Annotated in this window: 18 protein-coding genes; 5 read left to right on the top strand and 13 right to left on the bottom strand. The window is 49.9% G+C overall.

All coding sequences use genetic code 11. The features are described from left to right. Positions 1-122: 122 nt before the first annotated feature. The 10 genes from CBE68_RS11570 to CBE68_RS11525 are packed head-to-tail and all read right to left on the bottom strand — an operon-like array spanning position 123 to position 9,796. The gene (locus CBE68_RS11570) at positions 123-575 is read right to left on the bottom strand and encodes a hypothetical protein (RefSeq protein WP_087506252.1); all 453 of its coding nucleotides are present in this window, start codon (positions 573-575) and stop codon (positions 123-125) included. Further along, a complete protein-coding gene (locus CBE68_RS11565) occupies positions 575-1,795 on the bottom strand; it encodes a type II secretion system F family protein (protein ID WP_087506251.1) in 1,221 nt (406 codons plus the stop codon). Before CBE68_RS11565 ends, CBE68_RS11570 begins: the two co-directional genes overlap by 1 nt. Then, positions 1,792-3,531, bottom strand: coding sequence for a GspE/PulE family protein (locus tag CBE68_RS11560; RefSeq protein WP_087506250.1), 1,740 nt, complete (start codon positions 3,529-3,531; stop codon positions 1,792-1,794). The genes CBE68_RS11565 and CBE68_RS11560 overlap by 4 nt, the downstream gene beginning before the upstream one ends. Then, on the bottom strand, positions 3,518-4,744 hold the full coding sequence (locus CBE68_RS11555) for a tetratricopeptide repeat protein (RefSeq protein WP_087506249.1): 1,227 nt from the start codon (positions 4,742-4,744) through the stop codon (positions 3,518-3,520). The genes CBE68_RS11560 and CBE68_RS11555 overlap by 14 nt, the downstream gene beginning before the upstream one ends. After that, complete coding sequence (locus CBE68_RS11550) at positions 4,741-5,586, bottom strand: ExeA family protein (RefSeq protein WP_371870504.1); 846 nt, start codon at positions 5,584-5,586, stop codon at positions 4,741-4,743. Before CBE68_RS11550 ends, CBE68_RS11555 begins: the two co-directional genes overlap by 4 nt. Next, the gene (mshL, locus tag CBE68_RS11545; RefSeq protein ID WP_229744748.1) at positions 5,586-7,250 is read right to left on the bottom strand and encodes a pilus (MSHA type) biogenesis protein MshL; all 1,665 of its coding nucleotides are present in this window, start codon (positions 7,248-7,250) and stop codon (positions 5,586-5,588) included. The genes CBE68_RS11550 and mshL overlap by 1 nt, the downstream gene beginning before the upstream one ends. A 12-nt stretch (positions 7,251-7,262) precedes the next feature. Further along, entirely contained in the window at positions 7,263-7,601 is a 339-nt protein-coding gene (locus CBE68_RS11540; RefSeq protein ID WP_143824548.1) for a hypothetical protein, read from the bottom strand. After that, positions 7,594-8,247, bottom strand: a complete 654-nt coding sequence (gene gspM / locus CBE68_RS11535; protein ID WP_087506246.1) for a type II secretion system protein GspM — start codon at positions 8,245-8,247, stop codon at positions 7,594-7,596. Before gspM ends, CBE68_RS11540 begins: the two co-directional genes overlap by 8 nt. Continuing rightward, positions 8,244-8,891, bottom strand: coding sequence for a PilN domain-containing protein (locus CBE68_RS11530; protein ID WP_087506245.1), 648 nt, complete (start codon positions 8,889-8,891; stop codon positions 8,244-8,246). Before CBE68_RS11530 ends, gspM begins: the two co-directional genes overlap by 4 nt. Next, positions 8,888-9,796: a hypothetical protein gene (locus CBE68_RS11525; protein WP_087506244.1), complete on the bottom strand. Its 909-nt coding sequence runs from the start codon at positions 9,794-9,796 to the stop codon at positions 8,888-8,890. Before CBE68_RS11525 ends, CBE68_RS11530 begins: the two co-directional genes overlap by 4 nt. Before the next feature lie 69 nt (positions 9,797-9,865). Here CBE68_RS11525 and CBE68_RS11520 point away from each other — a divergent pair, with 69 nt between their 5' ends. Beyond that, a complete protein-coding gene (locus CBE68_RS11520) occupies positions 9,866-10,816 on the top strand; it encodes a 1-aminocyclopropane-1-carboxylate deaminase/D-cysteine desulfhydrase (RefSeq protein WP_087506243.1) in 951 nt (316 codons plus the stop codon). Here the strand turns inward: CBE68_RS11520 and CBE68_RS11515 are convergent. After that, positions 10,776-12,695 (bottom strand): EAL domain-containing protein, encoded by a 1,920-nt coding sequence (locus CBE68_RS11515; RefSeq protein WP_087506242.1) that lies wholly within the window; start codon positions 12,693-12,695, stop codon positions 10,776-10,778. The two genes, CBE68_RS11520 and CBE68_RS11515, sit on opposite strands and share 41 nt — an antisense overlap. Positions 12,696-12,854: 159 nt before the next feature. Continuing rightward, entirely contained in the window at positions 12,855-15,221 is a 2,367-nt protein-coding gene (locus CBE68_RS11510; RefSeq protein ID WP_158100588.1) for an endo-1,4-beta-xylanase, read from the bottom strand. A 321-nt stretch (positions 15,222-15,542) separates the two neighbouring features. Here CBE68_RS11510 and CBE68_RS11500 point away from each other — a divergent pair, with 321 nt between their 5' ends. The 3 genes from CBE68_RS11500 to CBE68_RS11490 all read left to right on the top strand — a co-directional run bounded on the left by CBE68_RS11500 (position 15,543) and on the right by CBE68_RS11490 (position 19,672). Continuing rightward, complete coding sequence (locus CBE68_RS11500) at positions 15,543-16,598, top strand: LacI family DNA-binding transcriptional regulator (protein ID WP_087506240.1); 1,056 nt, start codon at positions 15,543-15,545, stop codon at positions 16,596-16,598. Positions 16,599-16,611: 13 nt separating this feature from the next. Next, positions 16,612-17,952: a glycoside-pentoside-hexuronide (GPH):cation symporter gene (locus tag CBE68_RS11495; protein ID WP_087506239.1), complete on the top strand. Its 1,341-nt coding sequence runs from the start codon at positions 16,612-16,614 to the stop codon at positions 17,950-17,952. Positions 17,953-18,028: 76 nt separating this feature from the next. Beyond that, positions 18,029-19,672 carry a glycoside hydrolase family 43 protein gene (locus CBE68_RS11490; RefSeq protein WP_087506238.1) on the top strand — a complete coding sequence of 548 codons (1,644 nt, stop codon included), beginning with the start codon at positions 18,029-18,031 and terminating at the stop codon, positions 19,670-19,672. A 61-nt stretch (positions 19,673-19,733) separates the two neighbouring features. On the opposite strand, the gene CBE68_RS11485 is transcribed toward CBE68_RS11490, so the two are convergent. Next, positions 19,734-20,480 carry an NUDIX hydrolase gene (locus CBE68_RS11485; RefSeq protein WP_087506237.1) on the bottom strand — a complete coding sequence of 249 codons (747 nt, stop codon included), beginning with the start codon at positions 20,478-20,480 and terminating at the stop codon, positions 19,734-19,736. A gap of 372 nt (positions 20,481-20,852) precedes the next feature. Here CBE68_RS11485 and CBE68_RS11480 point away from each other — a divergent pair, with 372 nt between their 5' ends. Continuing rightward, positions 20,853-23,378, top strand: coding sequence for a TonB-dependent receptor (locus CBE68_RS11480; RefSeq protein ID WP_087506236.1), 2,526 nt, complete (start codon positions 20,853-20,855; stop codon positions 23,376-23,378). The last annotated feature ends 5 nt before the right edge of the window (positions 23,379-23,383 follow it).

Raw genomic sequence — 23,383 nt, 5'->3', positions numbered from 1 at the left:
AAATTCATGTCACGCTATCAACAATTGCGCCACTTCAAAATATCGCCTGAGTATAGCCGCTGACAATCTAAAAAACAGTGCGATCTATTTGATTTAACGAGTATTTAACTAAGCCTATACGACTATGGAAAATAATCGAAATAATCATTCTCAGATACTAAAAAACGGCACCCCTGTGACGATTTTCCGTTCGTCAACCGATTCAACCCAACAACGGTAACCGGCATCGCCATACTATCCAGTGTCACGCCCATGACCTGCTGCCAGATTACTTCACATTGCAACAGCCCCTCGGCATTGAATACCGCAGGCCGACCTCGGTCATTGACTCGAATAAGCCGCTGCCACAGTGCTACTTCTGTCACCTTTCCCTGTAACCTCGCTTCGGCATAAATGTGGGCGACGGCAACCTGAAAGTCTCGTTCTACCACCACAAACACCGAGCGATGCCAATCAGAATGCTGTTCACTCAACATACGATTGACTTGATAAATCAGCAGCAACATCAGCAACACGCATATAATCGTCATGAAACGACGACGATTTCCTGCCTCTTGCTGATCGGCTCGAGTCATCAGCCGCCTCGCACCGCCCGCATCATGTCCCACATCGGCGTAAAAATACCGAGAGCCAGGATCAAAACCATTACTGCGACCACGGTGATTAATATTGGTTCAATTCGGGCGGTCAGCGATTTTAAATCAAAGTCCACTTCCCGTTCATAATAGTCCGCAGCTTCTAACAGCAACTCATCAATTCGCCCGGTCTCTTCACCAACCGCAACCATTTGCAACACCAGCGGAGTAAACAACTCACTACGACGACTGGTGCGCAGCAAACTTTCACCACGCTCAATCTCGCGCCGCATTTCAGCCACCCGCTCAGACATATGGGCATTGTCGACCGCACTGGCGACCAAGGTTAGCGCTTGGTTTATCGGTACACCGGCCTTCAACATGATGGAAAAGCTACGACTATATCGTTCCAATGTTGACCGACTAATAATAGAACCAATAATCGGTAAGCGCAGCTTGACTCGATCCCAGCGCAAGCGGCCAGGTTCAGTGCTGACGTAATAACGGCTGCCAAAAATCAGCAACACGACACCGACTAACATCAGCGGCCAGTAGTTGACGAACATATCGGACATGCCAATCAGAAAGCGAGTTGACCAAGGCAGCTCAGCGTTGAATTGGGCGAACATTTCGGCAAATTTGGGGATCACCATGATATTGAGCACGACCAACGCGATGGTAATGGCAATGATGACGAATATCGGGTAGCGAATCGCCGCCTTAATTCGGCGTCGAGTTTCTTGTTCTTTTTCAAGGTATTGAGCGAGCTGAAAGAAGGTTTCTTCGAGCTGGCCAGTATTTTCACCAACATGCACCATACTGACGTACATACGGCTAAACACCTTTGGGTGCGCCGCCATCGAGGTTGATAAGGTGCGGCCACTTTCTAGTTGCTCACCCAAATCTTCCAACGTCCGCTTCATCTGCGCACTATGACTGGCTTCGGCTAAGCCACTGATGGCAGCAAGTAACGGCACGCCAGCTTTGGTTAAAGCAAACATTTGCCGAGAAAAAATGACCATCTCGTCGAGCTCAATGGCTTTTTCAAACAGCGCTTTAAAATCAAAACTAGCCGCTTTCTCGGCAGCAGGTTCAATTTTAACCGGCACAAGACTGCGACGCAGTAAGCTATCAGCAACGGCCGCCTGATTCACAGCCTCCAACTCGCCTCGAACCTCTTGGCCCTGAGGGTTGCGTGCCTGATAGCTAAATCGACTCATTCAGCGACGCCCTCATCTGCCTGGTCAACTAGGTACTCCGCCAAACGCAATACCTCATCGACAGTGGTGATACCTCTCATGGCATACTGCAATGCCGCCATCGATAGCGGTTGATAATAGCGGCTGTTTTTGGCGGCAGCAGAGAACGCTTGGGTATCGCTATCTCGCAATGCCGCTATCATGTCGTCATTGAGCTCCAACCATTCAAATACCCCGACTCGGCCGCGATAACCGGTTTGCTGACAACTCTGGCAGCCTTTACTGACCTTGAACTTGATATCAGCTGGGATGGGTTCTCCGGCGATATGTTGCAGCCAACTGAGTTCATCAGGGGTTGGCTGATAGTCTTGCTCACAATTGTGGCACAAACGTTTCACCAAGCGCTGCGCAACCACCGCTCGCAAGGAGCTGGCCACCAAATAACCTGGGGCGCCCATATCCAACAATCGCAATGCGGTACTAATGGCATCATTAGTGTGAAGGGTGGATAACACCATGTGGCCGGTTAATGCGCCTCGAAGGCCAATCTCTACGGTCTCATGGTCGCGCATCTCACCGACTAACAAGACGTCGGGGTCTTGGCGCAGGGCGGTACGAAGTACGCTAGAAAAGTCGAGGCCAATTTTGGCATTCACCTGAACCTGATTAATCCGCGGCAGACGATATTCGACCGGATCTTCGACGGTGATGATTTTGCGCTCTGGGGTATTCATTTCACTCAGCGCGCCATACAGGGTTGTGGTCTTACCGGAGCCCGTTGGCCCAGTGACCAGAATCATACCGTGAGGCCGCGACAGTTGCAGTCGGAAGCGCCGTAAAATGTCTTCTGGCATGCCGGTTTCGTTCATCGACAACAAGCCGCCTGATTGGTCCAGCAAACGCATCACCACCGACTCGCCGTGTTGAACGGGCATGGTTGAAATCCGCACATCGATCGAGTGCTTGCGCACATTGATGTTAAAACGGCCATCTTGGGGTAAGCGTTTCTCAGAGATATCGAGGCCTGCAATAAGCTTCAACCGCAGTACCAGCGCCGAGGCGATATTGGCCTCGTCAATGACTTGCTCTTGCAAATCACCATCGACCCGTTGGCGAATGCGGATCAGCTTGGCTTCAGGCTCAATATGAATGTCAGAGGCTTTGACTTGAACGGCATCTTCAAAGATCGATTGCAATAGCCGGGCGACGGTGGCTTCACCTTCAGATTCATCGGTCAGCGAATCAGATAGATCGAACTCATCGTCTTCGGAATACTCTTCACCGAGCTGAGTGGCATAGGAAGAAATCTCTTGGGTCCGGCGATAAAGCTGATCAAAGGCTTCAAATAGCTGAGATTCGCGAACAACTGCCCACTCTATTTGGTAATCACCGAGGCGGTCTTCAACTGCGTCGAGGGCGCTCAAATCAGCCGGATCAGCAGTGGCAACGCCCACCACCCCGTCTTCTCGTTTGAACACCAGCGCTCGATAACGTCGCGCCAACACTTCCGGTAACAGAGTAACAATGGCCGGAGGAACGGTAATGTCTTGTAGATCGAGAAATGGTACATCGAGCTGGCGCGCTAGGAAGCGCATCATTTCTTCTTCGGTCAGGACACCGGAATCAATCAAGGTCTGGCCGAGCTTACGGCCACTGGCGCGTTGATCAACCAGCGCTTGCTGCAATTGTTGCTCGGTTAATTTACCGGCGTTTACCAGTAAATCACCAAGCCGCTGTTTGAGTTTAATCTTGGCCATGGCTTTGAGTTCCTAACAAATCCAACCGATGCTGTGCATAGCGCATACTGCCAGCACTTAAACCAGCGGATGTCAGTGCTCGTCGATAGCCTTCAACGGCGTCCGCTAATTGGCCGGTTTGCTCTGCGCTAATTGCTTTACCCAGCCACCACCGTCCCTGACTTGGCTCTCGCACCGCCAATATCGAGTAGTTGCGGTAGGCAACATCAAATTCGTTTCGCTGACTTGCTAAGCCGGCTTTGATAACAAAAAAGCCGGTCTCCTGAACTTGGCTTTCGTTCACCACTTGCAACACATTCCACGCATCTTCGGCGCGGCCTAAGCTCAACAGCAGTTGAGCTTTGAGGGTGATCAACTGGGCGTTGGTTGGCAAATAACGCAGCCCATCATCCACCGCTTTCAGTGCCCTTCCCTCTTGCCGTTGTTGAGTCAGCAAAGCAACCAGCTCCATTCGCGCGGTAACCAATTTGGGATCACGTTTGAGTAGTTTGCGATAGGTTGCTTCAGCATCACCTTGACGGCCATTGGCAGCAAATGCTCGCGCTTCGTTTAGTTGCAACTGCACCAATTGTTGTTCCGACACAGCCGAGTGGCTGATTGTCGCTTTGGCAGGGGCTTTGGTTGTGGCACTTTTTGCCACTGGCGCGGTTTGTTTGGGCTTGCTGATACTTGGTTTGTCGGCAACGGTGGGTGGTGCGACCGGCGCATTCGGCTGTTTTGCTGGTTTCGCTGTTTCCACGGCCGCGACTTGAGGTTCGGGTGTTTGATCTTCAGCGCTGCCTGCGGGCAGGGATGCTGAGCCTACTTCAGGCTTGCTGGTTGCCGCGACATCAAACTGTTCAGGTGCTGCACCGGCATTGTCAGCGCCATCATCAACCGTCGCTGCAGTCACATTGGCTAGCGGCTTACTGTGCGGCGAGGCTTTAGCTTGGTTTGGTTGTTCAGCCTCGGCAAGTGCAGAAAACAGTTGAGCTTCGCGTGTCTGTTGTTCAACGGGCTCAGATTGCACTTGTTGGGGAGCCCTCGAATCCTTGCTAAGTGATGGCGAGGTGAACCACCACCAACAGCCAGCAGCCAACACAACGATTGCAACTAGCACCAGCCTGCCGCGCCAAGGCGATGGTGCCGGTGCTTCAAACTTCGGTTGCTCTGTGGCCTGCTCGGGTTGTTTGCGCTGCTCCAAATCACGCAGCATTTGATTAATCACACTCATGATTGGCCTCCATAGCGTGGAAGCAATAATGAGGCATCTTCGGTATCTCGAATCGCTTGCCACACCATGGCAACACTGGCTTGATGAGATCCTTTGCCATAACACAGCAACAAGGTTTTATGGCAGATCAGATTGACCAACCGGGGAATACCGCGACTGGCTCGATAGATCATTCGGGCCGCGAGACTACCAAATACGGGCGCCCCTCGATACCCTGCCGCCAGCATGCGGTGATGAATATATGGTCCGGTTTCGTGACGATGCAGCGGCCGGAGTTGGCAAGAAAAGCTGATCCGCTGGCGCAACTGACGCAAGGACTTATCCGCTAATCGTTGGTCGAGTTCTGGTTGGCCAAATAGCACTAACTGCAGTAACTTGCGACGCTCAGTTTCCAGATTGGTAAACAAGCGCAATGCCTCCAGTCCTTCGGCGGGAATCGCTTGAGCTTCATCGAGCAGCAATACCACTTGTTTGCCCTGATCATGCAATTCCACTAATCGTTGCTGGATTGCTTGGGTTAGCTGCAGTTGGTTGGTGTCACTATCAAGTTGCAATCCCAACTCGTGGGCTAAAGCCCAGCGCAATTCATCTGGTTGCAGATACGGGTTAGGAATATAGGCCGGTTGAATATGTTCGGGCAGCTCGTTTAGTAGTTTGCGACACAGCAAGGTCTTGCCGGTTCCCACCTCACCGACCACTTTCAATACACCCTCACCACTTTGAAGCGCCATCAACAACGTCTCCAGCGCTTCTTCGTGCGGCGGCAGCGAGCAATAAAGCGTGGTATTCGGAGTCAGCGAATACGGCATTTCTGTCAGGCGAAAATGCTCCAGATACATCATCAATCATTGAATCGGGTTTGTGCTTCCCGATACCAGTTATTGAGGTTGTCATTGGTCTGTTGCAACAGCGGCAAGCCATAGTCGGTTTCGACAATGGTTGGCCGAATCAAAATCACCAACTCATGCTTTTCTTCGACTTCAGACTTGTTAGTGAACAATCCCCCCATCAGCGGGATATCTCCAAGAATCGGGATCTTAGAGTCTGCCTGGGTTCGCAAGGTGCTCATCAGGCCACCGATCACCACAACGTCGCCGCTGTTGGCACGGACGATGGTGTCTGTCTCTCGGATATCACTAACCGCCAGTGGCAGTTCGAGGCTATCACCGAAAATATTGATCACTTTGGTCTGCTCACTAATATCTGTCACCGATGGGTGAACATGCAACAACACGGCACCTAGATCATCAATCTGCGGCGTCACATCCAGCGCAATACCTTCAAAAAATGGCGTTAATTCAACTTCAGGTGTGGTGGTCGTGGCATTACCTGTGGTCGTTGTAGTTGATACTTCAGTGACAAAGTACTCATCGGTACCAACTTTAATAACCGCTTTTTGGTTATTGGCGGCAGAAATTCGAGGGCTGGACAGGACATTGACGTTGCCTTGGGTGTTCAGCATGCTAATCACGGCTTCGAAGTTACTGCTCTCATATCCAATTGAGAACACACCGCCAACCACTTGGCTAATTTCATTGCCAGGAAGGCTACCATTAAAGCCACCACTGAAACCTGCACTGCCGCTAGCTAAGGCAGTCCAGTTGATACCTTGCTGATAACCGTCGGACAGTTTCACTTCTAGGATCTTAGCTTCCAGCAATACCTGCCGTTGTACTCGGTTTTGCAAACGATTGACGAAATCTCTAATTTGCGCCAGCTCCGATGGCATCGCCCGAACTGTCAGTAAGCCCGACTGCGGTGTCGAAATCACCGCCCGACCGTCACCGGCAGAGCCTAACATCAACCGAATTGAGCGCTCCAGTTCAGTCCAAAAATCACTTTCAGAGTAAGTGTGAATCACAGTACCTGCTGCCGCTGTGGCGTCGGAACTACCACCACCTGAGCTACTTGAAGAGTTGCTACTACTGCTGTTGGAATTGGAGTCAGAGTCGCTGTCACTGTCGGAGTCGGCATCGACCAAGCTTGAGGAGTTAATGGTAGTCCTAGACCGCCCCAACCGTGTCAGCATCAAATAATTAATATTGAAGGTTTCTGTTCTCAGCTCAGCCGGAAACACCTGCAACACGTTACCGGTGCGTTGAATATCATAGCCATACATCGACTGAACCACCTGCAACGCTTCTTGCAGCGTGACTTGATTTAGGTTCAGCGTCACTTCACCGCTGACATCTGGGTGAATCGCCGCAGAATAAGGTGTGCCATCGACCAAGCTGGCAAAGAATGTTGCTGCGTCAACATGGTCGGCAGCAATACTGAAACGGATTTCAGCCACTGCTGGAGTCGCCTGTAGCAGCGGTGGCTGCATGAGCTCCTGCAATACTTCCGCAGGCAATGCTGGGCGCTGCGCTTGCTGACTGAGTTGCTCATTAGTCGCTTGCACTTGTTGCTGAATTTCATCGGGTGACTTTACAACGGATTCACAGCCCACTAGCCACATGGCGCATAACAGCAGCCCGAAATCCCTTACTAAATTCAACTTCATCATGTTGTGCATCAATTATTTTTTTATGTGGGTGAATAGTGTCAATCTAATATCAGTACCATCAGATTGCCTTAGCAGCACTTCTTTGGGTTGAATATCTACAATCTCATACTGCCCAACTTGCTGACCAATTTTAACTTTTTGACCATCAATTACAGCAAAACGGCGCGATGCTGAACTGACGATTTGCTCTAACTTTAAGCTCGACAAGCCGCCATTCGCCGCAGCAACAGCCTGATAATTGGCCGGCCGAGTTGGGTCGGTCAATTGTTCCACCGCCGCTGCATTAACGCTGTAACTGAACATTGCTCCGCACTGGCAGAGACTCAGCAACACAATCCGAAGACTAAACACGAATATAGTCCTCGCTAGTACTTAGGGTATACAGAACAATCCGAACGCTAGCTTTCGGATAATCAGTGACTTGATAGTCCATCATTTGCCAATAAAAACGCCATTGGGCCGCTTCAATCGATTCGATGAGTCGATAGATATCGAAAAAGCTGCCTGCGACCTGTAGTTCAATACCATGTCGATACATGCCAACTTCAGCTTGTTGTTGTTGCTCAGGAGCCAACACTGATTGTGCAGGGATCGACTTTAGTTCAACTAAAGTGACATTTCGAGCAGTGGCCAACAAGCTCTGCAACACCGGCAACATTTGCTCCGCCGACACTAAGTCAACAGTGAGTTCGCCAAGTTCGTCATCTAACTCAACAATCTGGCTCTCAATAGACTTCAGTTCTACTCGTACCGCTTCATTGGGATCGCGTTTGAGTAACACATTGAGGGTATCAATTTGGCGTTGAAGATTAGTTGTCGATTGCTCCGTTTGCTGCAACTGCCGGTCAAGCCGATCGCCCTGTTCCAAGCTAGGTGCCAACCAAAGTGAAAACAACAGCATAAACACCACGATGAGACCAGCCCCCAGCACCATGCCACGTTCGCGGGCGGTCATGTCGTTGAAACGCGTTTCCAATTGCTGTAATTGCGGGTTCATGACGACGGCACTCCCTTGACATCGCTGACAGAAGTCGAGCGCTGCGCTGGCGCTGGCGAGTCCGCCTCTGGTTGACTGCGTATCGCGAAAAAGTGTAACTGCTCTTGCTCTGCGATAGTCAGTTGATTGAAGGCCTGGTTCTTAAGGTAACCTCTACGACCGACTTGCGATAACCAGCCTGGGATAGCCTCGGCATCGGTTGCCAAACCAGCAATGGCTAGCTGCTGACCATTGATCTGGATTTCTTGCAGCCACAACCGCGGTTCGTTGATCGAGGCTAAGTCTTTCATTAGCGCTGAGTAAGGCTTAGATTGCGAACGCTCACCATCAACAACCAGCTTTAACAATTGCTGTTTGATTGTTACTTCACGTTGCGCTTGCTGCAATGCCGTGCTCAATTCGGCCGACACAGTTCGAGCTTTATTTGCCGCCATTAGGTTTTGATACTGTTGGTCGAGGTTACTATTGACTCTATTGGCCTGAACCAACTGTTGTTCATTCATACCGTTCAGCCACGAGCTCACTAAACTGGCAACAATCATCAGCACTGCGACGGCTCCCCAGCTGATTGCGACCAATCGGAAATTGATACGCAATTGACGCGGAATTAATGCTGGCGAGAACAGATCAATCTGATTCTTCATGCTTCTGCTGCCACCTCCGCAGGCTCAACGCGCGCCGCTAGGATCGGCAAAACGGCAATATCGTCGGGAGAGCTAAATCCGGAAATGGCTTGGGTTTCGAGCGGTTCCACGTCAACAGCCAAGTTGGCTTGCATTTGCATCTGAACGAGTTGCCGCACTGCTTCGGGCAACGCAAGTTTGACAATTTTTACCGGCGGTTGGCGGAGGTTACTTTCAAAATAATCAAGCGCTCGTTGGACCTCAAGACTGAGGCTATCGATAATGCTTGGTAGTAATTCACTGGCCATCGATTCGAGGTTGGCTGAACCACGCAAGCTCCGCGATAGATAAAGATGTTGTTTGTGGACCAATAACAACTGAACTTCACCTCCTTGCTTTTGCCACAACAACATGGTCGGAACATCTGCTTCATCAAACAAGTTCAGCAGACACAATTCTTCGATCAAGACTTTGTGCAACTCACCGCGTAACTGCGAAACCACCATGTGCCCCCAATCCGACAGCCACTGGCGCTCGGCGGCAATCACTCTCACTTGTTGTCGACTGCCTGTCGAAGCAACATCATAGTAGTCGAGTTGCATATTGTCGGGCTCAATACTGATGAGCTCTTTTACCGACCATTGCAATGCTGCAGCAACTTCCTCATCGGGAACCGAAGGTTTATCTAGCTCCGCATGTTGATAACAATCATCTGCAAGTACTAAAGTCACCGCGGGGTGTTTAAGATTGTGCTGATTTAGTAACGCGTGGAGGGCATCAAAACAAGCCGAAGCAAGCCGTTCTGGAATGACAATTTGCTCAAGGCATTGCTCATCTTTAAACAGCAATACGGTTGTTTGCGCGGCGGATAAGCCAATCAACAGCTGGCAATCTAGCCCCGACTTAAACCAACGGGATACATCCATTTGCTTGGATTGACACTCTTTGTGGCAGAATGTAGCTAATTATCTGACATTTATAGCTAAGTGCAACAAATGATTTGTTCGCTATTTGAGACAGTGAAGTTAAGCCCAATTCTACCGGTCGATTTGTCCCCTTGGGTTGGCTCAAGCGCGCAAATACACATACTGCGCGACGATCTGAATCATTCAATCGTCAGTGGCAATAAGCTTCGAAAACTGAAATATCCGCTACACCATGCAATGACAGCTGGCTACCGCGGTATCACCAGCTTCGGCGGCGCACATTCCAATCATGCTCACGCTTTGGCATTTGCTTGCCAGCAGTTGCAACTTGAATGTCGATTGATCATTCGTGGGCTTGAAGCATCACCGAACACATCAAAAACACTGCAAGATTGCACCCATTGGGGCGCCGAATTAGTGCCGATATCAAGGCAAGACTATCGCGACCGACATCATCATTCGGCTCAGCAACGGTGGCTCAAAGCAAATCATGCTCTAATTCCAGAGGGAGGGAGCGGCGCACAAGCTTTACAGGGCATGGCAGAAGTGCTCGATGACAGGACCCAAAGCTATCAATACATTGCGACAGCCGTGGGTAGTGGTGGTACCGCAGCGGGTTTAAGTTTAGGGCTGTCGGCCGCGCAGCGGCTGCTGCTGGTTCCTGCGGTACGAGATCGACAACTGCCTCATCGAATTGATCAGTTACTGAACTTAGCGCAAGACATGCCGCGACATTCGGTGTCGATGTGTTGGCTCACAGGTTATGAGTGGGGAGGCTTTGCCCGCTTGCCTGTCGAGCTGCAACAGTTTGTGGCTGCGTTTTATCGTCACACTCAAGTGTTACTCGACCCAGTCTATACCGCTAAGCTGTGCTTCGCGCTGGTTGAGGAAATTCGTCAAGGGCGGTTACCAGGCAACGGCAGCGTACTGATGTACCACAGTGGCGGCATTCAGGGCTGGCGCGGGATGACTGCGAAACTCATCCCAGAAATGCAGGACTGTCTCGCCACGCTTCACTGAACAAATGCCCTTGGCCACCATAAACACCGAGCGCTTTTAGTGCTTGCCACTCGCGTTGAGTTTCTACAGCCAGAGCAAACACTCTTGCCGTAGTGTTCTCACAGGCGCCAAGTAAGCTGCGCACAAACAACTGATTTTCACTGCGTTGGTCAATGTCGCGGACCAAATTAGCATGCAGCTTGAGGTAATCGATATCTAGATCACGAATATAGTGAGTACTCACTATGTTCTGACCAACTTGATCAACTGCCAACAGACATCCGGCTTGTTTGAGCTTGCGCAACGTCGGACGCAGCGCTTCGTAGTTTTGGTTGAGCGGATACTCAGACACTTCAATGATCAAGCGGCTGATAATATCGCGATATTGCAACAAAATAAGTTCGATCCAGCGACTAAAATTGCGGTCGAGCAACGAATCAATCGCAATATTAATGCTACAACGCGCTGGCTGACGACCTTCATAGCGCATCAGCTTAAGCAGCTGGTGCAGCGCATTGCGGTCAATTTGACTGGTCATGCCGCACTTTTTCGCCATCGGCAAAAACACTTGTGCGGGCATCATTTGGCCGCTTTCATCGCGTAACCGCAATAGCATCTCATAGTGATGAATATCATCCTCATGCGCTTCAACCACTGGTTGTGATGACAACACGAATGCTTTTCGCCGCACCGAATCCTCAAGCAAGGTGCGCCAACGCACCGAACCTTTGATTTCGTTGCGCGGCAAATCGCTGCGTTGGTACATGAACCAAGTATTGGCCTCTTGCACTTGAGCGGCACGTAACGCCATGTCAGCTTCTGCCAGCACCTGATAGCTTTCGGTTGAAGTTTCTAGAGAAGCAACGCCGACATGAAAGCAATGTTCGGTATCGACATAGGACGGTAGCGGGATTTTCACCAATGACCGCAACAAAGCTTTTAGCGAGCGTTCAACATCGTCAGGGTGGGTGCCAGGCAATAGCACGGCATAGTCACCTTCGCCGCGCCGAGCGATAAAGCTATCGGCATAATCGTCATAGGCATCATACAAACAGCGACCAATCTGATTCAGAATGTCGTAACAAATTTCGCGATCTTCGTTTTGTTGCACATCGTCATACTGATTGAACTGCAACAACAACACAAAACCAGCATTGTGGTCGGTACCAGCCCGGATAGCGCTATTGATTTGGTTATCAAAGTACAGCCGATTGCCCAGTCCAGTAACCGGATCGAGGAAAGTATTGCTGCGCATAAACGCATCGAATCGACTGCGCTCTTGTCGCGCATCGCGCAACTCTTCGACCATCTGGTCCAACGCTTGGCGGATCACCCGCGGCCGCTCGGGTAAATCACCACTGGTGATGAGTTCGCCTTTGAGCAGTTTGTGGGCTCGATGACTAATATTGTCAATCTCTTGCAAGCGTCGAATAAACCAAAGGCTCGCCCACCAGGCTGCGCCACCAGCCGAAACCAACATCACCACCAGAATGAGGGCACTGCGCCAGTTCCAACTCGCCGCCAACCAAGGGCTTTTAAAACTAGCACTGACTTCAATAGTCTGGCCGTTAACAGTTTGCTGAGAGGTTAGCTGATACCAAGAGGATTGATGTTGGCCATACTGCACCAGCAAGTGACCGCTATAGCGAATTTTGGCCGCCTTGATGTCAGCAATATCAACGGCTATATCAAACCATGGCGGATGTTCAAGCCAGGTTCGGGATGGGTGTTCCGCTTGCGAGAGGAACTCAGCAGTTTGAGAAGCAATGGCATCAACTCGTTGTTGCTGACGCTGCTTTGCTAAGTCACTTGCCGACCAGAAGATACCCAGAGCAGTCAGGCTCACCGCAATCATTGTGCTGATAAGCCATCCCCAAGTCAGGCGCTGGGTCAATCTCATTGCGGACTCCTACAAGGGCTGAGACAAAAATGCGAATGTAATTCAATATTAGCTGGCGACTATATATTCAGCCAAAAAAAAGGGGCTGCGAACAGCCCCTACATTGGTATTAGTCAGCAAAATGTTTCAAAAACAAATTGATGGCTGACAATATGATTATCAGTGAATCGTCACATCATCAATTTCAATGGCACCCGAGATAGCCGGATCCTTGCCATTGGCGACCAATTCGATGCCAATCGCATGGACCTTGGTAAAATCAACTCCGCCATCGTAGCCAAAGCTAAAATCAGGGCCTACGCCACTTAAGGTAATGGTGGTCCAGTCACCTGCAACAAAGCCACTGGCCATCTGCCAACCAGTGAATGCTGGCGTGTAGGCTGAATCCTCAATGTACACTTGCACCACTAAATTGCCATCGGCAACATAGTCAGCGGGCAATTTGACTCGCAAGCTAATGTCATTGCCAGCGGATAAGTCCAATTCTTGACCGAACCAGGTTTTGATGTGGACAACATCAGCATCTGACGCCCACGGCACATCAACCACCATCGTTCCTTCTGCTGAGTTATGGCTCAACGTTGCCGCGAGCTGACCGTCGGCTCCTTCATTCGCCCAACTCGTAGCGGCATTGAAGTCATCGACAAATAATGGTTGTGGATCAGATGGTTCAGGATCGGTCGGAGCAGGATCAGAGGGCTGTTCTGGCTCCTCGGCATCGGTTGCAGCTAAGCCATCGGCAAAGCCTTGCAGCGCCGGTTTCGGTTCAAACTGGTCATCAAACATCAATGGCCAATCTGGGTTGCCATACAAAGGTACAATCCAAGTATCAGGGTCTGCGATTCCCCAAACGCTGATACCTCCGCGTAAAGATGGCGGAACCGTCTCAATGTATGCTTCAACAATCTCTTGATATCGCGCTTTTTGCTGCAATAACAGCTGATTTGTTAATGATGTCGCACTGCCATCTGCATTCATTCGCAGATCAACTTCGGTGATTTTCACTTTCAGACCAAGGTCGACCACCTTTTGGAACTGCTCTTTGATCTTCGCTTTACCGGGGCCTGATTTATCCACATGCATTTGGAAACCAATGCCTGAGATAGGAATACCACGGTCAATAAAATCCTCCGCCATGGTCAGAATGGCATTGAGCTTGGTATCGTTCCAAGAGATATTGTAATCGTTGTAGTACAAGTCAACGTGGGCGTCGGCAGCTCGGGCCGCATTGAAAGCATACTCAATGTACTGAGGACCAATATTCTGGTACCAGACCGAACCGGCATCATTGCCAACATCGACGTTACGATAGCTACCGTCGTCGAGAAACGCTTCATTGACGACGTCCCAACTCGCTAGCTGCCCTTCGAAATGGCTTGCGACTTCGGTGACGTGGGTTTCTAGCATCTGCTGCCATGCCGACGCATCACCCGAGTAGTTCGCCATCCAATCAGCAATCTGAAAATGCCATATCAACGCATGACCGTGGACCGACAGGCCGTTATTTTCGGCATAAGCAATCAGCGCATCAGCATCATCAAAGAAAAAGTTGCCTTCGCTTGGCTGTAAGTAGGACGGTTTCATGATGTTTTCAGCTGTTAATTGGCTGAAATGTTGTTCCACAATCGCCTGACGCTCTGGGCTATTGAGCATGCTGTTACCCGCATCGCCGGCAGGTACTGCAACACCGATTGGAAACTCAGCGAGCGCTGATAGGTGATCCACATCAACCCGCAACAAATCGTCATCATTGATGTCTGTCACCGTGACATCATCAATAAAGTAGCTAACCCCCGCATCCGGACCCTCGATGTAAAAAGCAATCTCGGCGACATCACCAGACGTAGCGATGGTGTAATTGCCAGCGAGTTCGACCCAGCCGGAATCAGTTGCAGAGGCTTGAGCCAAGGGCTCGTAACGATCACCGTTACCATCGGAGACCTTGACTGTCATTCTGACATCACTACTGGCTAGATTGTCCATCCGCACCCAGGCAGAAATATGGTAAGTGCTGTCTTCAGCCACACTGTTAGTCAAGCCATAAAGAGCTCCCTGCCAATTTTGCGTTCGCCCGCTTACCAAAAGGCTATTGGCCCCACTTCTAGATTGGCTCGCGACATTAGTTAGTAAGACCTCACCACTGTTACCAACCCAAGGTGCCACTTCGCCATTTTCAAAATCACCATTGACCATCAATGGATCCGCTGGTTCTGGGTCGGTTGGCTCCGGATCGGTCGGTTCTGGGTCTGTTGGTTCTGGGTCTGTTGGTTCTGGGTCTGTTGGTTCTGGGTCTGTTGGTTCTGGGTCTGTTGGTTCTGGGTCTGTTGGTTCTGGGTCTGTTGGTTCTGGGTCCGTTGGTTCTGGGTCCGTTGGTTCTGGGTCCGTTGGCTCTGGATCCGTTGGCTCAACAGGTGTTTCGGGCACTTCTTCTTGTGGCTCTGATTTCGATACTTTTCCATCGACGCCGCAGGCACTAATTAGTAGTGCCGACAGCATGAGAACAAGGTGGCTTGCTCTGACAAACATGCTTCTCTCCTTCCACTAAGGCAATTCTACAGGCTCAACTAAGGCTGTTTTAGCCAATTAATTGCTCAAAACCAGAATCAAACGAGAGACTTCAAAAATCGCTTATTTTAGCTTTGGCAACTTTATTGAGACCACTTATAGTCTTTTGGACAATATGAAAGCTATGTTTTTTAGTCGATAGTGTTACCAACTTAACACTTACTTGTAGTCACATTGACAATTTAGTTAAAGTCCAAGAGACTATAACCCTGATATTGAATCCCTGTTGATTTACACAGGGAGAAAGAGAAATTTCGAGAGCGGAATCAAGTAGGTATAACCATGTCAGAGCAAACACACGTTGTAACCCTTGATGACATAGCCAGTCGGGCCGGCGTGTCAAGGATGACAGTATCTCGAGTGCTTAACAACGCACCGAATGTGCGGCCAGAAACGCGGAAGAAAGTTCAGCAAGCGCAGCAAGTCCTAGCCACGACAACTGTTGCTCGACCGGATAGCTCGATAAAACCCAAGCGTAACCATATTGGTTTGCTGTATGACAGCAACCAAGCCGATATCAGTAGCGTTTTTCTGCAAGCGGCATTGAGCCAAGCACAGTCGCTTAATTTCAACCTACAAACCGAAGACATATCGCTTTGGCCCGAGCAAAGCAAATTAGCAATTGCTGACTGGTGTTTAGAACAACGATTGCGAGGTGTTTTACTGGCCCCCTCGATTGCTGACCAACCAGAACTGTGCGATGCCTTAATCGAACAAATGCTGGCCGTGGTTCGAATCGAACCAAGCACTCCGGCAAACAACACACCATTTGTTGCGGCAAACAATCACCTAGCAGGTTACCAGTTAACTCGAAAACTCATCGAACAAGGCCATCAACGCATTGAGTTTATGTCGGATGATCTACAGCAAGTATCAGTGCGTGGTTACTATCAAGGCTATCTCGATGCGACACGAAACATCGCCATTGATCCAACCTTGTTACAACTGCCAGCCACCACGGCGCTGAATAAAGATGACACACTGGAAACAGCGATGGCGTTGTTAAAAGACAAAAATCGCCCATCTGCCATTATTTGTCATCATTATGAACAAGCACTCATCGTGGTCTACGCTGCCAAACAGTTGGGATTGGAGATTCCCCGGCACCTAACCGTATGTTGTATCAGCCGTCACCAACAACTGCATTTTCAAGATCAGCGCGTGCAAACCATTAGCCCACCATTTCGCGAAATGGCTGCTGGCGCCGTTCAGCTGTTGATCAAAAGCACTCGCAAGCAAGTTCATCAAACCGATTATGCGCAACTCTATGAGCACGACATATCTTCGCTAACAGAGCTTGATTGCGCGACTCGAGCACAGAATAACCAGAAGTTTTAAGGAACGAAGTCTAATGATTAAAATTCGCGAGAAAATTGGTTACGGTTTAGGTGATACCGCCGCCAATCTGGTGTTCCAGATGGTGATCAATTTCATGATGTTTTTCTATACCGACGTCTACGGTTTGTCGGCAGCCGCAGTGGGCACACTGATGTTAGTCGTGCGGCTATTCGACGGTGTCACCGATCCGATTATGGGCGGTATTGCCGACCGCACCAAGACGCGCTGGGGCACCTATCGCCCTTACCTCATCCTTACAGCGATTCCTTATGCCATTCTCGCGGTTTTGACTTTCACCACACCTGATTTTACCGAGCAGGGTAAGTTGGTTTACGCCTACGTGACCTATGCATTGCTGATGACCGCATACACCGCAGTCAACGTGCCCTATTCTGCACTCGGTGGCGTACTCACCACCGAGAACTCCGAACGCACGTCGATTCAGTCATACCGCTTTGCTTTAGCCATGTCCGGCGGCGCCTTAGTATCTGCCTTTACCATGCCGATGGTTGATTTCTTTGCCGGCCCTGATGGCGATCGTCAAGCGGGTTTCCAAATGGCAATGGGGGTGTTCGCAATACTCGCCTTTGTCTGTTTCGTGGTTTGCTTCATGACCACCAAAGAGCGCGTTAAACCAAAGATTCAGCCTCATCAGTCGATTCTGAAGGACGTCGGTTCACTGAGTAAAAACAAACCGTTTTTATTGCTGGCTGCGGCTTCATTTGTGCTGCTGATCATGACCGCCTTACGTGGCGCCACGACTCCTTACTACATTAGTTACTACGTCGGGCGCGAAGATATCCTGTCGCAATTTTTGACTGCAGGCATGCTCGCCTCGATTGCCGGAGCCGTGTGTATGAATTGGCTTGGTAGCCGGTTCTGTAAAGTGGCTATCGTCAAATTCGGAGCGGCACTCATCGCCGCTACTCACCTGGCACTGTACCTGTTGCCGCCAGAGTATTTGACCCTGATTTTCGCGATGTCGATGCTCGGCGGCTTCAGCCAAATGCTTGTCGTCCCTGCGGTGTTTGCCATGGTTGCCGACACAGCTGACTACAATGCACTAAAAACAGGCGCCAATACCATGGCAATGAGTTACTCAGGCCATTTGCTGGTATTAAAGTTTGGTATTGCCTTGGGGGGCGCCTTTGCCGGGTGGATCCTCGCTGCCAGTGGTTACGTGGCCAATCAGGAACAAACAGCAGGCGCGCTGCAAGGCATCTTGTTCTGCTACGCCATATTCGCAGTCATCACAGGAATCTTGATGATTGCCATCTTCCAGTTCTACAAGCTCGATGACAAAGCCATGGATGACATTCACATACAGCTCAAAGCCCAGGAAAGTAGCTCCTAAACGCTAAGTCGTTAATGTTGCGAATAAAGAATTTTGAATTAAAGCCAGTTACTGGCCCAAGTATGGAAAAACAATAATGTCGAATGAAATACTGAATCCAATTTTGAAGGGATTTAACCCTGACCCGTCGATTTGTCAGGCTGGCGATGACTACTACATTGCCACCTCCACTTTTGAGTGGTTTCCTGGCGTCCAAATCCATCACTCTAAAGATTTAGCTAACTGGGACTTAGTTGCCCAACCACTCAATCGAGTGTCGCAGTTAGATATGAAAGGTCATCCCGACTCGTGCGGTGTATGGGCTCCTTGCTTGACCTACCACAACGGTTTGTTCTGGCTGATCTACACCGATGTGCGGGCTTATCAAGACGACTTTAAAATCGCTCACAACTACTTGGTGACCGCAGAATCGATTGAAGGGCCATGGTCTGAGCCGATTTTCATGAACTCCAGTGGCTTTGATCCCTCGTTATTCCATGACGATGATGGCCGCCAGTGGTTTATCAACGTGCTTTGGGATCACCGCCCAGAAGCAAGCCTCAATCACAATCGTCCAGCCAAGAGCTTCGCCGGTATTTTGCTGCAGGAATATGATCACGAGCAACAGAAGCTCGTTGGCCCAATCAAAAACATTTTTGCTGGCTCGGATCTAGGCTTAGTCGAAGGCCCCCACTTGTTCAAGCGCGACGGTTACTACTACTTACTGACGGCGGAAGGCGGCACATTTGCATATCACGCGGCACTTTTCGCTCGCAGTAAAACAATCGATGGCCCTTATGAAATGGATCCCGAAGGTCACTTTCTCAATAGTTGGCAAGTGCCCTCATCTAGCTTGAGACGCAGCGGCCATTCCGACATGTTGGAGCTGCCCAATGGCGACTGCTACTTGGTTCACTTGACCGGGCGTCCGTTGCCTTACCGTGGCCGTTGTGTGCTCGGACGAGAAACGGCCATTCAGAAAATGTCTTGGTCTGATGACGGTTGGCCACGCTTGGCGCAGGGTCATGTTGGCCCAACCGACACCATTGAAGGGCCATTTGGCGGCAGCGCACCGGAGCGTTTCCAAAGCCAATCATTGGATTTCGATGAGGCTTCATTGCCGATCGATTTTCAAACCTTGCGGGTGCCACTAGGCGAAAACAACTTAACGCTGAAAGAGCGCCCAGGTTATTTACGTTTGAAAGGCGCCGAGTGTCCGACCAGTAAATATGAACAATCGTTGATTGCCAGACGCCAACAAGCATTTTGCTTTACTGCCACTACTGATATTGACGTTCAACCGGAAAACATTCAGCAAATGGCTGGCCTGATCAGTTACTACAACACAGGTAAGTTTATTTACCTCTACATCACCCATGATCCGGAGCAAGGCCGAGTACTTGAGATCATGATGGCCAATATGTCAGGCGGCAGCATGAGCTATCCACTTGGTCAGCGTATTCCGTTGCCGGCTGAGGGTGAAATAGGGTTGCGCATCGACGTTGACTTTGATGCATGGAGTTGCGCATGGCGCCACAACGGTGGTCAATGGCAGCGTCTAGCGATTGAGCTTGATTACAGCATTTTGGCTGACGAGTTTGGTGCCGAGAATTTCACCGGCGCCTTCATTGGTATGGCGTGTCACGACATGAGCGGTGCTCGCTTGCCAGCAGATTTCCGCCAATTCAGCTATCAAGAGCGGGAATTTATGAATCGCCAGCAGCGTGCTGACGATTGCTAGCAGCAAGCAACGCAACAAAAAACCGCTCTATTGAGCGGTTTTTTTTCAGCTGAATGGTGGTTTAAATCTCGAAGTTAAAGCCTTGCTGCTCTAATTCGTGATACACCGCTTCATCAAATTCGTAGAGTTTGGCTGCACGATGACTAACGCCGGTTTGCTTTTCATTGCTGGATATCAACAAGTTCATCTTCAACATTTTACGACGGAAATTCGGTTTATCTAACTTCACATCGAGAATTGCTTCGTACAGCTCTTGCAATTGTAGCAAGGTAAATTTCTTGTTCAACAAGTTAAAGCCAATGGGCTCATGGCGAACTTTATGGCGTAAGCGTTGCAATGCCATGTTGATGATATCGGCATGATCGTAAATCAACTCTGGCAAATCATGAATATCAACCCAGCGCACATCATAGGTGCTGTGGCCAGCGGCAATAGCATGATCATCGGGCCGGATCAGCGCGTAGTAGGCGGTGGTGATAATCCGCCGGTGCGGTACCCGGTGGACATTGCTAAAAACATGCAACTGTTCTAGGAAAATATCGTGTACACCGGTCAGTTGCTGAAGCATGCGTGCTGCGGAATCGTCAACGCTCTCGTCAAATCGAACCCAGCCTCCAGGCAGAGCCCATTCACCGGCACTATCGCCAGCAGCGTGGCGAACTAACAGCACCTTAAGGCAACAATTGTCACAGCCGAACACGACGCTGTCGTTTGATAAGGTGTGAATCACATCATCCGGCAACTCTTGAATTCTGCCGTAAAAGAAAATTTTCTCGTCTGATGTCGCGGAGTCCGCGTTTTCTGTCATAGCTTTTGTGTCCCCACAGCCAAAATCTGGTCAACAACATTTGCAGCACCAATAATGATGGTAACCTTACCGTCTCAGTACCAGTGGTGCAAATCTGACTATAAGGCTTACGCCAACTGCTCCAGCATATGCCAAACCACCTATTAAGGGTAACAAGCGCGATCAAAATGTAACCTCGATCACAAGCTTGTAGTCTTTTTTACCATTACAGTTATAGTCCTATTGACCATTAATAAACTGTATGTAAAGTTTGTAACATCCGTAGCAAAGTCTTAACTCCAGATAACAACAATCAGAGTTCGTAGTCATTACTTTGCCAGGGTATTTCAATAACAAATTATTCCAGCGAACAATAAGCACCAGGGGGGTGTTATGTTGCAGAAACAATCTTTGAGCTCGCTAGCCATTGCAGTTGGTCTAGCACTGAGCGGCAACGCGATAGCGGCAGATGAAGCCACAACAGAAGATAAAGCCGAGCATCGTGGACTAGAAGTCATCGAAGTGACCGTTGAGCGTCGTGTGCAGTCAATTCAAGACTACGCCGGTGTTGCTCAGTCTCTGGATGAGTCTGAACTAAAGAACATGGGTATTACGGCTGATATCCGTAACCTAGGTAACGCGGTACCAGGCCTGAGCATTGCCAAACAAGAAGGTAACGTTGAGGTCTACATCCGTGGTGTCGGCAACTCCAACAACACCGAGCTAGGCGACGCAGCAGCAGCATTCCACATTAACGGTATATACATTCCGCGAATGCGTGGCATTGGTATGCAATTCTACGATGTTGAACGCGTCGAAGTGAATAAAGGCCCGCAAGGTACCCTGCGCGGTCGAAACGCCACAGCTGGTAGCCTTAACGTCATCAGCAAAAAGCCTGAGTTCGATGAATTTACCGGTATGGTTGAGGTCGGCTACGGTAACTATGACACCATCAACTATGATGCAACGGTTAACATTCCAGTGGCCGACAACTTTGCAATTCGCGTCGCGGGCCAGCACCAAGCTCATGACTCGTACTTCAACCAAGCCAGCCCAGTAAAAGATCTGACTCCTGCTGGTGAGGAAGACAACATCGCAGGCCGGATTTCAGCATTGTGGGAGCCAACCATGGATAGCTCCTTGTACATCGTTGCTGACTACACTGAAGAAACCGGTACCGGTTATCCGGGAGCCAACGCCTATGAGGCGCTGCAAAATGGCTACAACCCAGATGACTTGAATGAACCACGTGACGTGCTCTATCACGGCACTCAAGGTGACATGTACTCGCGTATCCGCGGTATTGTTGCCCAGTACATTCACGACTTTGATGGTTTCTCCGTCGAAGCTAGCACCAGCTTCCGAGACATGGATTTCGAACAACAAAATGCTCAAAGCGTTGGCATGATGTATCCAGGCCGTGACAACTCAGGCCAAGAGTGGGATCTATACAGCAACGTGCTGTGGGAGCAAACTTCAGAATCCAGAGTGAGTGAGTTGCGCTTGTTCTCCACTGACGATGGCCCATTAATTTGGACCGCTGGTGTGTTCTATTACGATGAAGACCAAGAGACCGTATTCTTCTCGTTCGCCGACCGCTCCAACTGGTACCAAGGTACCGAGTTCACCATGCCAAAAGTTGAGACTGACTCTCTGGCTGGTTACATCGACATGACCTACAACATCACTGACGATTTACGCGTGATGGGTGGCTACCGCCGTACCAATGAAGAGAAGTACCGCTTAGGTATTGGTGGTAACTACGGCTTTGGCTGGATGAACAGCTCTTGGTCAGAAAGTGTACCGAATGAAAACATCCGCTTTGGTACCGAAGGTTATGTTTTTAAAGGCCTCGATCGTGATTTCAGCTTCCTGAAGGAAGATGTCACCCAACTGGATGCCGAAGCACTGCTGCTGAGTGGCGTCAAGTCATTCGGTGCTCGTGACACCATTGGTGACTACCTGGCTGGCGGCTGTGAGTTCCAAGGTGAACCTTGTAATCAAGCCAATAACTCAACGCTGATTAAGCAAGAGGGTAGCTCAGAGTTCGACTTCAATGACTGGCGCGTCGGTATTGCTTGGGACTGGGCTGATGACAGCATGGTCTACGCCAACATCGCCACAGGTCACAAATCTGGTGGCTTCAATGATACTCACTTGGTTGATGGCGAGCTGATCACTGAAGAGTATTCTCCAGAGAAGCTGACCATGTATGAAATTGGTAGCAAAAACGATCTGGAATTCATGGGCACACCAATGCGTTTGAACGTATCGGCCTTCTACTATGACTATGAAGATCAAGTGTTCCAGTTGGTGCAACAAGTGGGCGAATGTCCAGAGTGTGAAGTGCCACCAACGGCGGCACTAAACGTCAACGTTGCAGACTCTGAAATCAAAGGTTTGGAAATCGAGAGCAAAACATTACTGCCATACGACCTGACGTTTGACATGACAATGCTGTTCCTCGATGCAGAAATTGATAGCGGCATCGTTTCCGATGCGCGTCAATCTCACAACCCTGGCGACCTTCCAGAAGTCGATTTGAGTGGCAACACTCTACCAAAAGCATCTGACTTCACCGCTAACATGAAGTTGACTCAGTATCACGATTTTGAGCATGGTAGCTTGGATTGGATGCTAGCCGCGCAATACCGCAGCTCATACTATTTGAGTATCTTCAATGGTAAAGACTATGACTCAGATCCGAACCCTGGTTTTGATGACAAAGTCGATGGCTACTGGCATGCCGACTTCGGTATTGGTTATAGCCTCCGTGACGGCGCGATTCGCTTCGAAGGTTACGTCAACAACATCTTCGACGAGACACATTCGGACAAAGCCATTATGGCGCCAGGCTTGAACCTACGGTTCTATAACTTGCCTCGCACTTATGGTGTTCGCATGCGGACCTATTTCTAACCTCA

It is taken from the genome of Neiella marina (assembly GCF_002165625.1).
Classification (GTDB): Bacteria; Pseudomonadota; Gammaproteobacteria; order Enterobacterales; family Neiellaceae; genus Neiella; species Neiella marina.
This window is presented reverse-complemented; position numbering and strand designations above follow the sequence as displayed.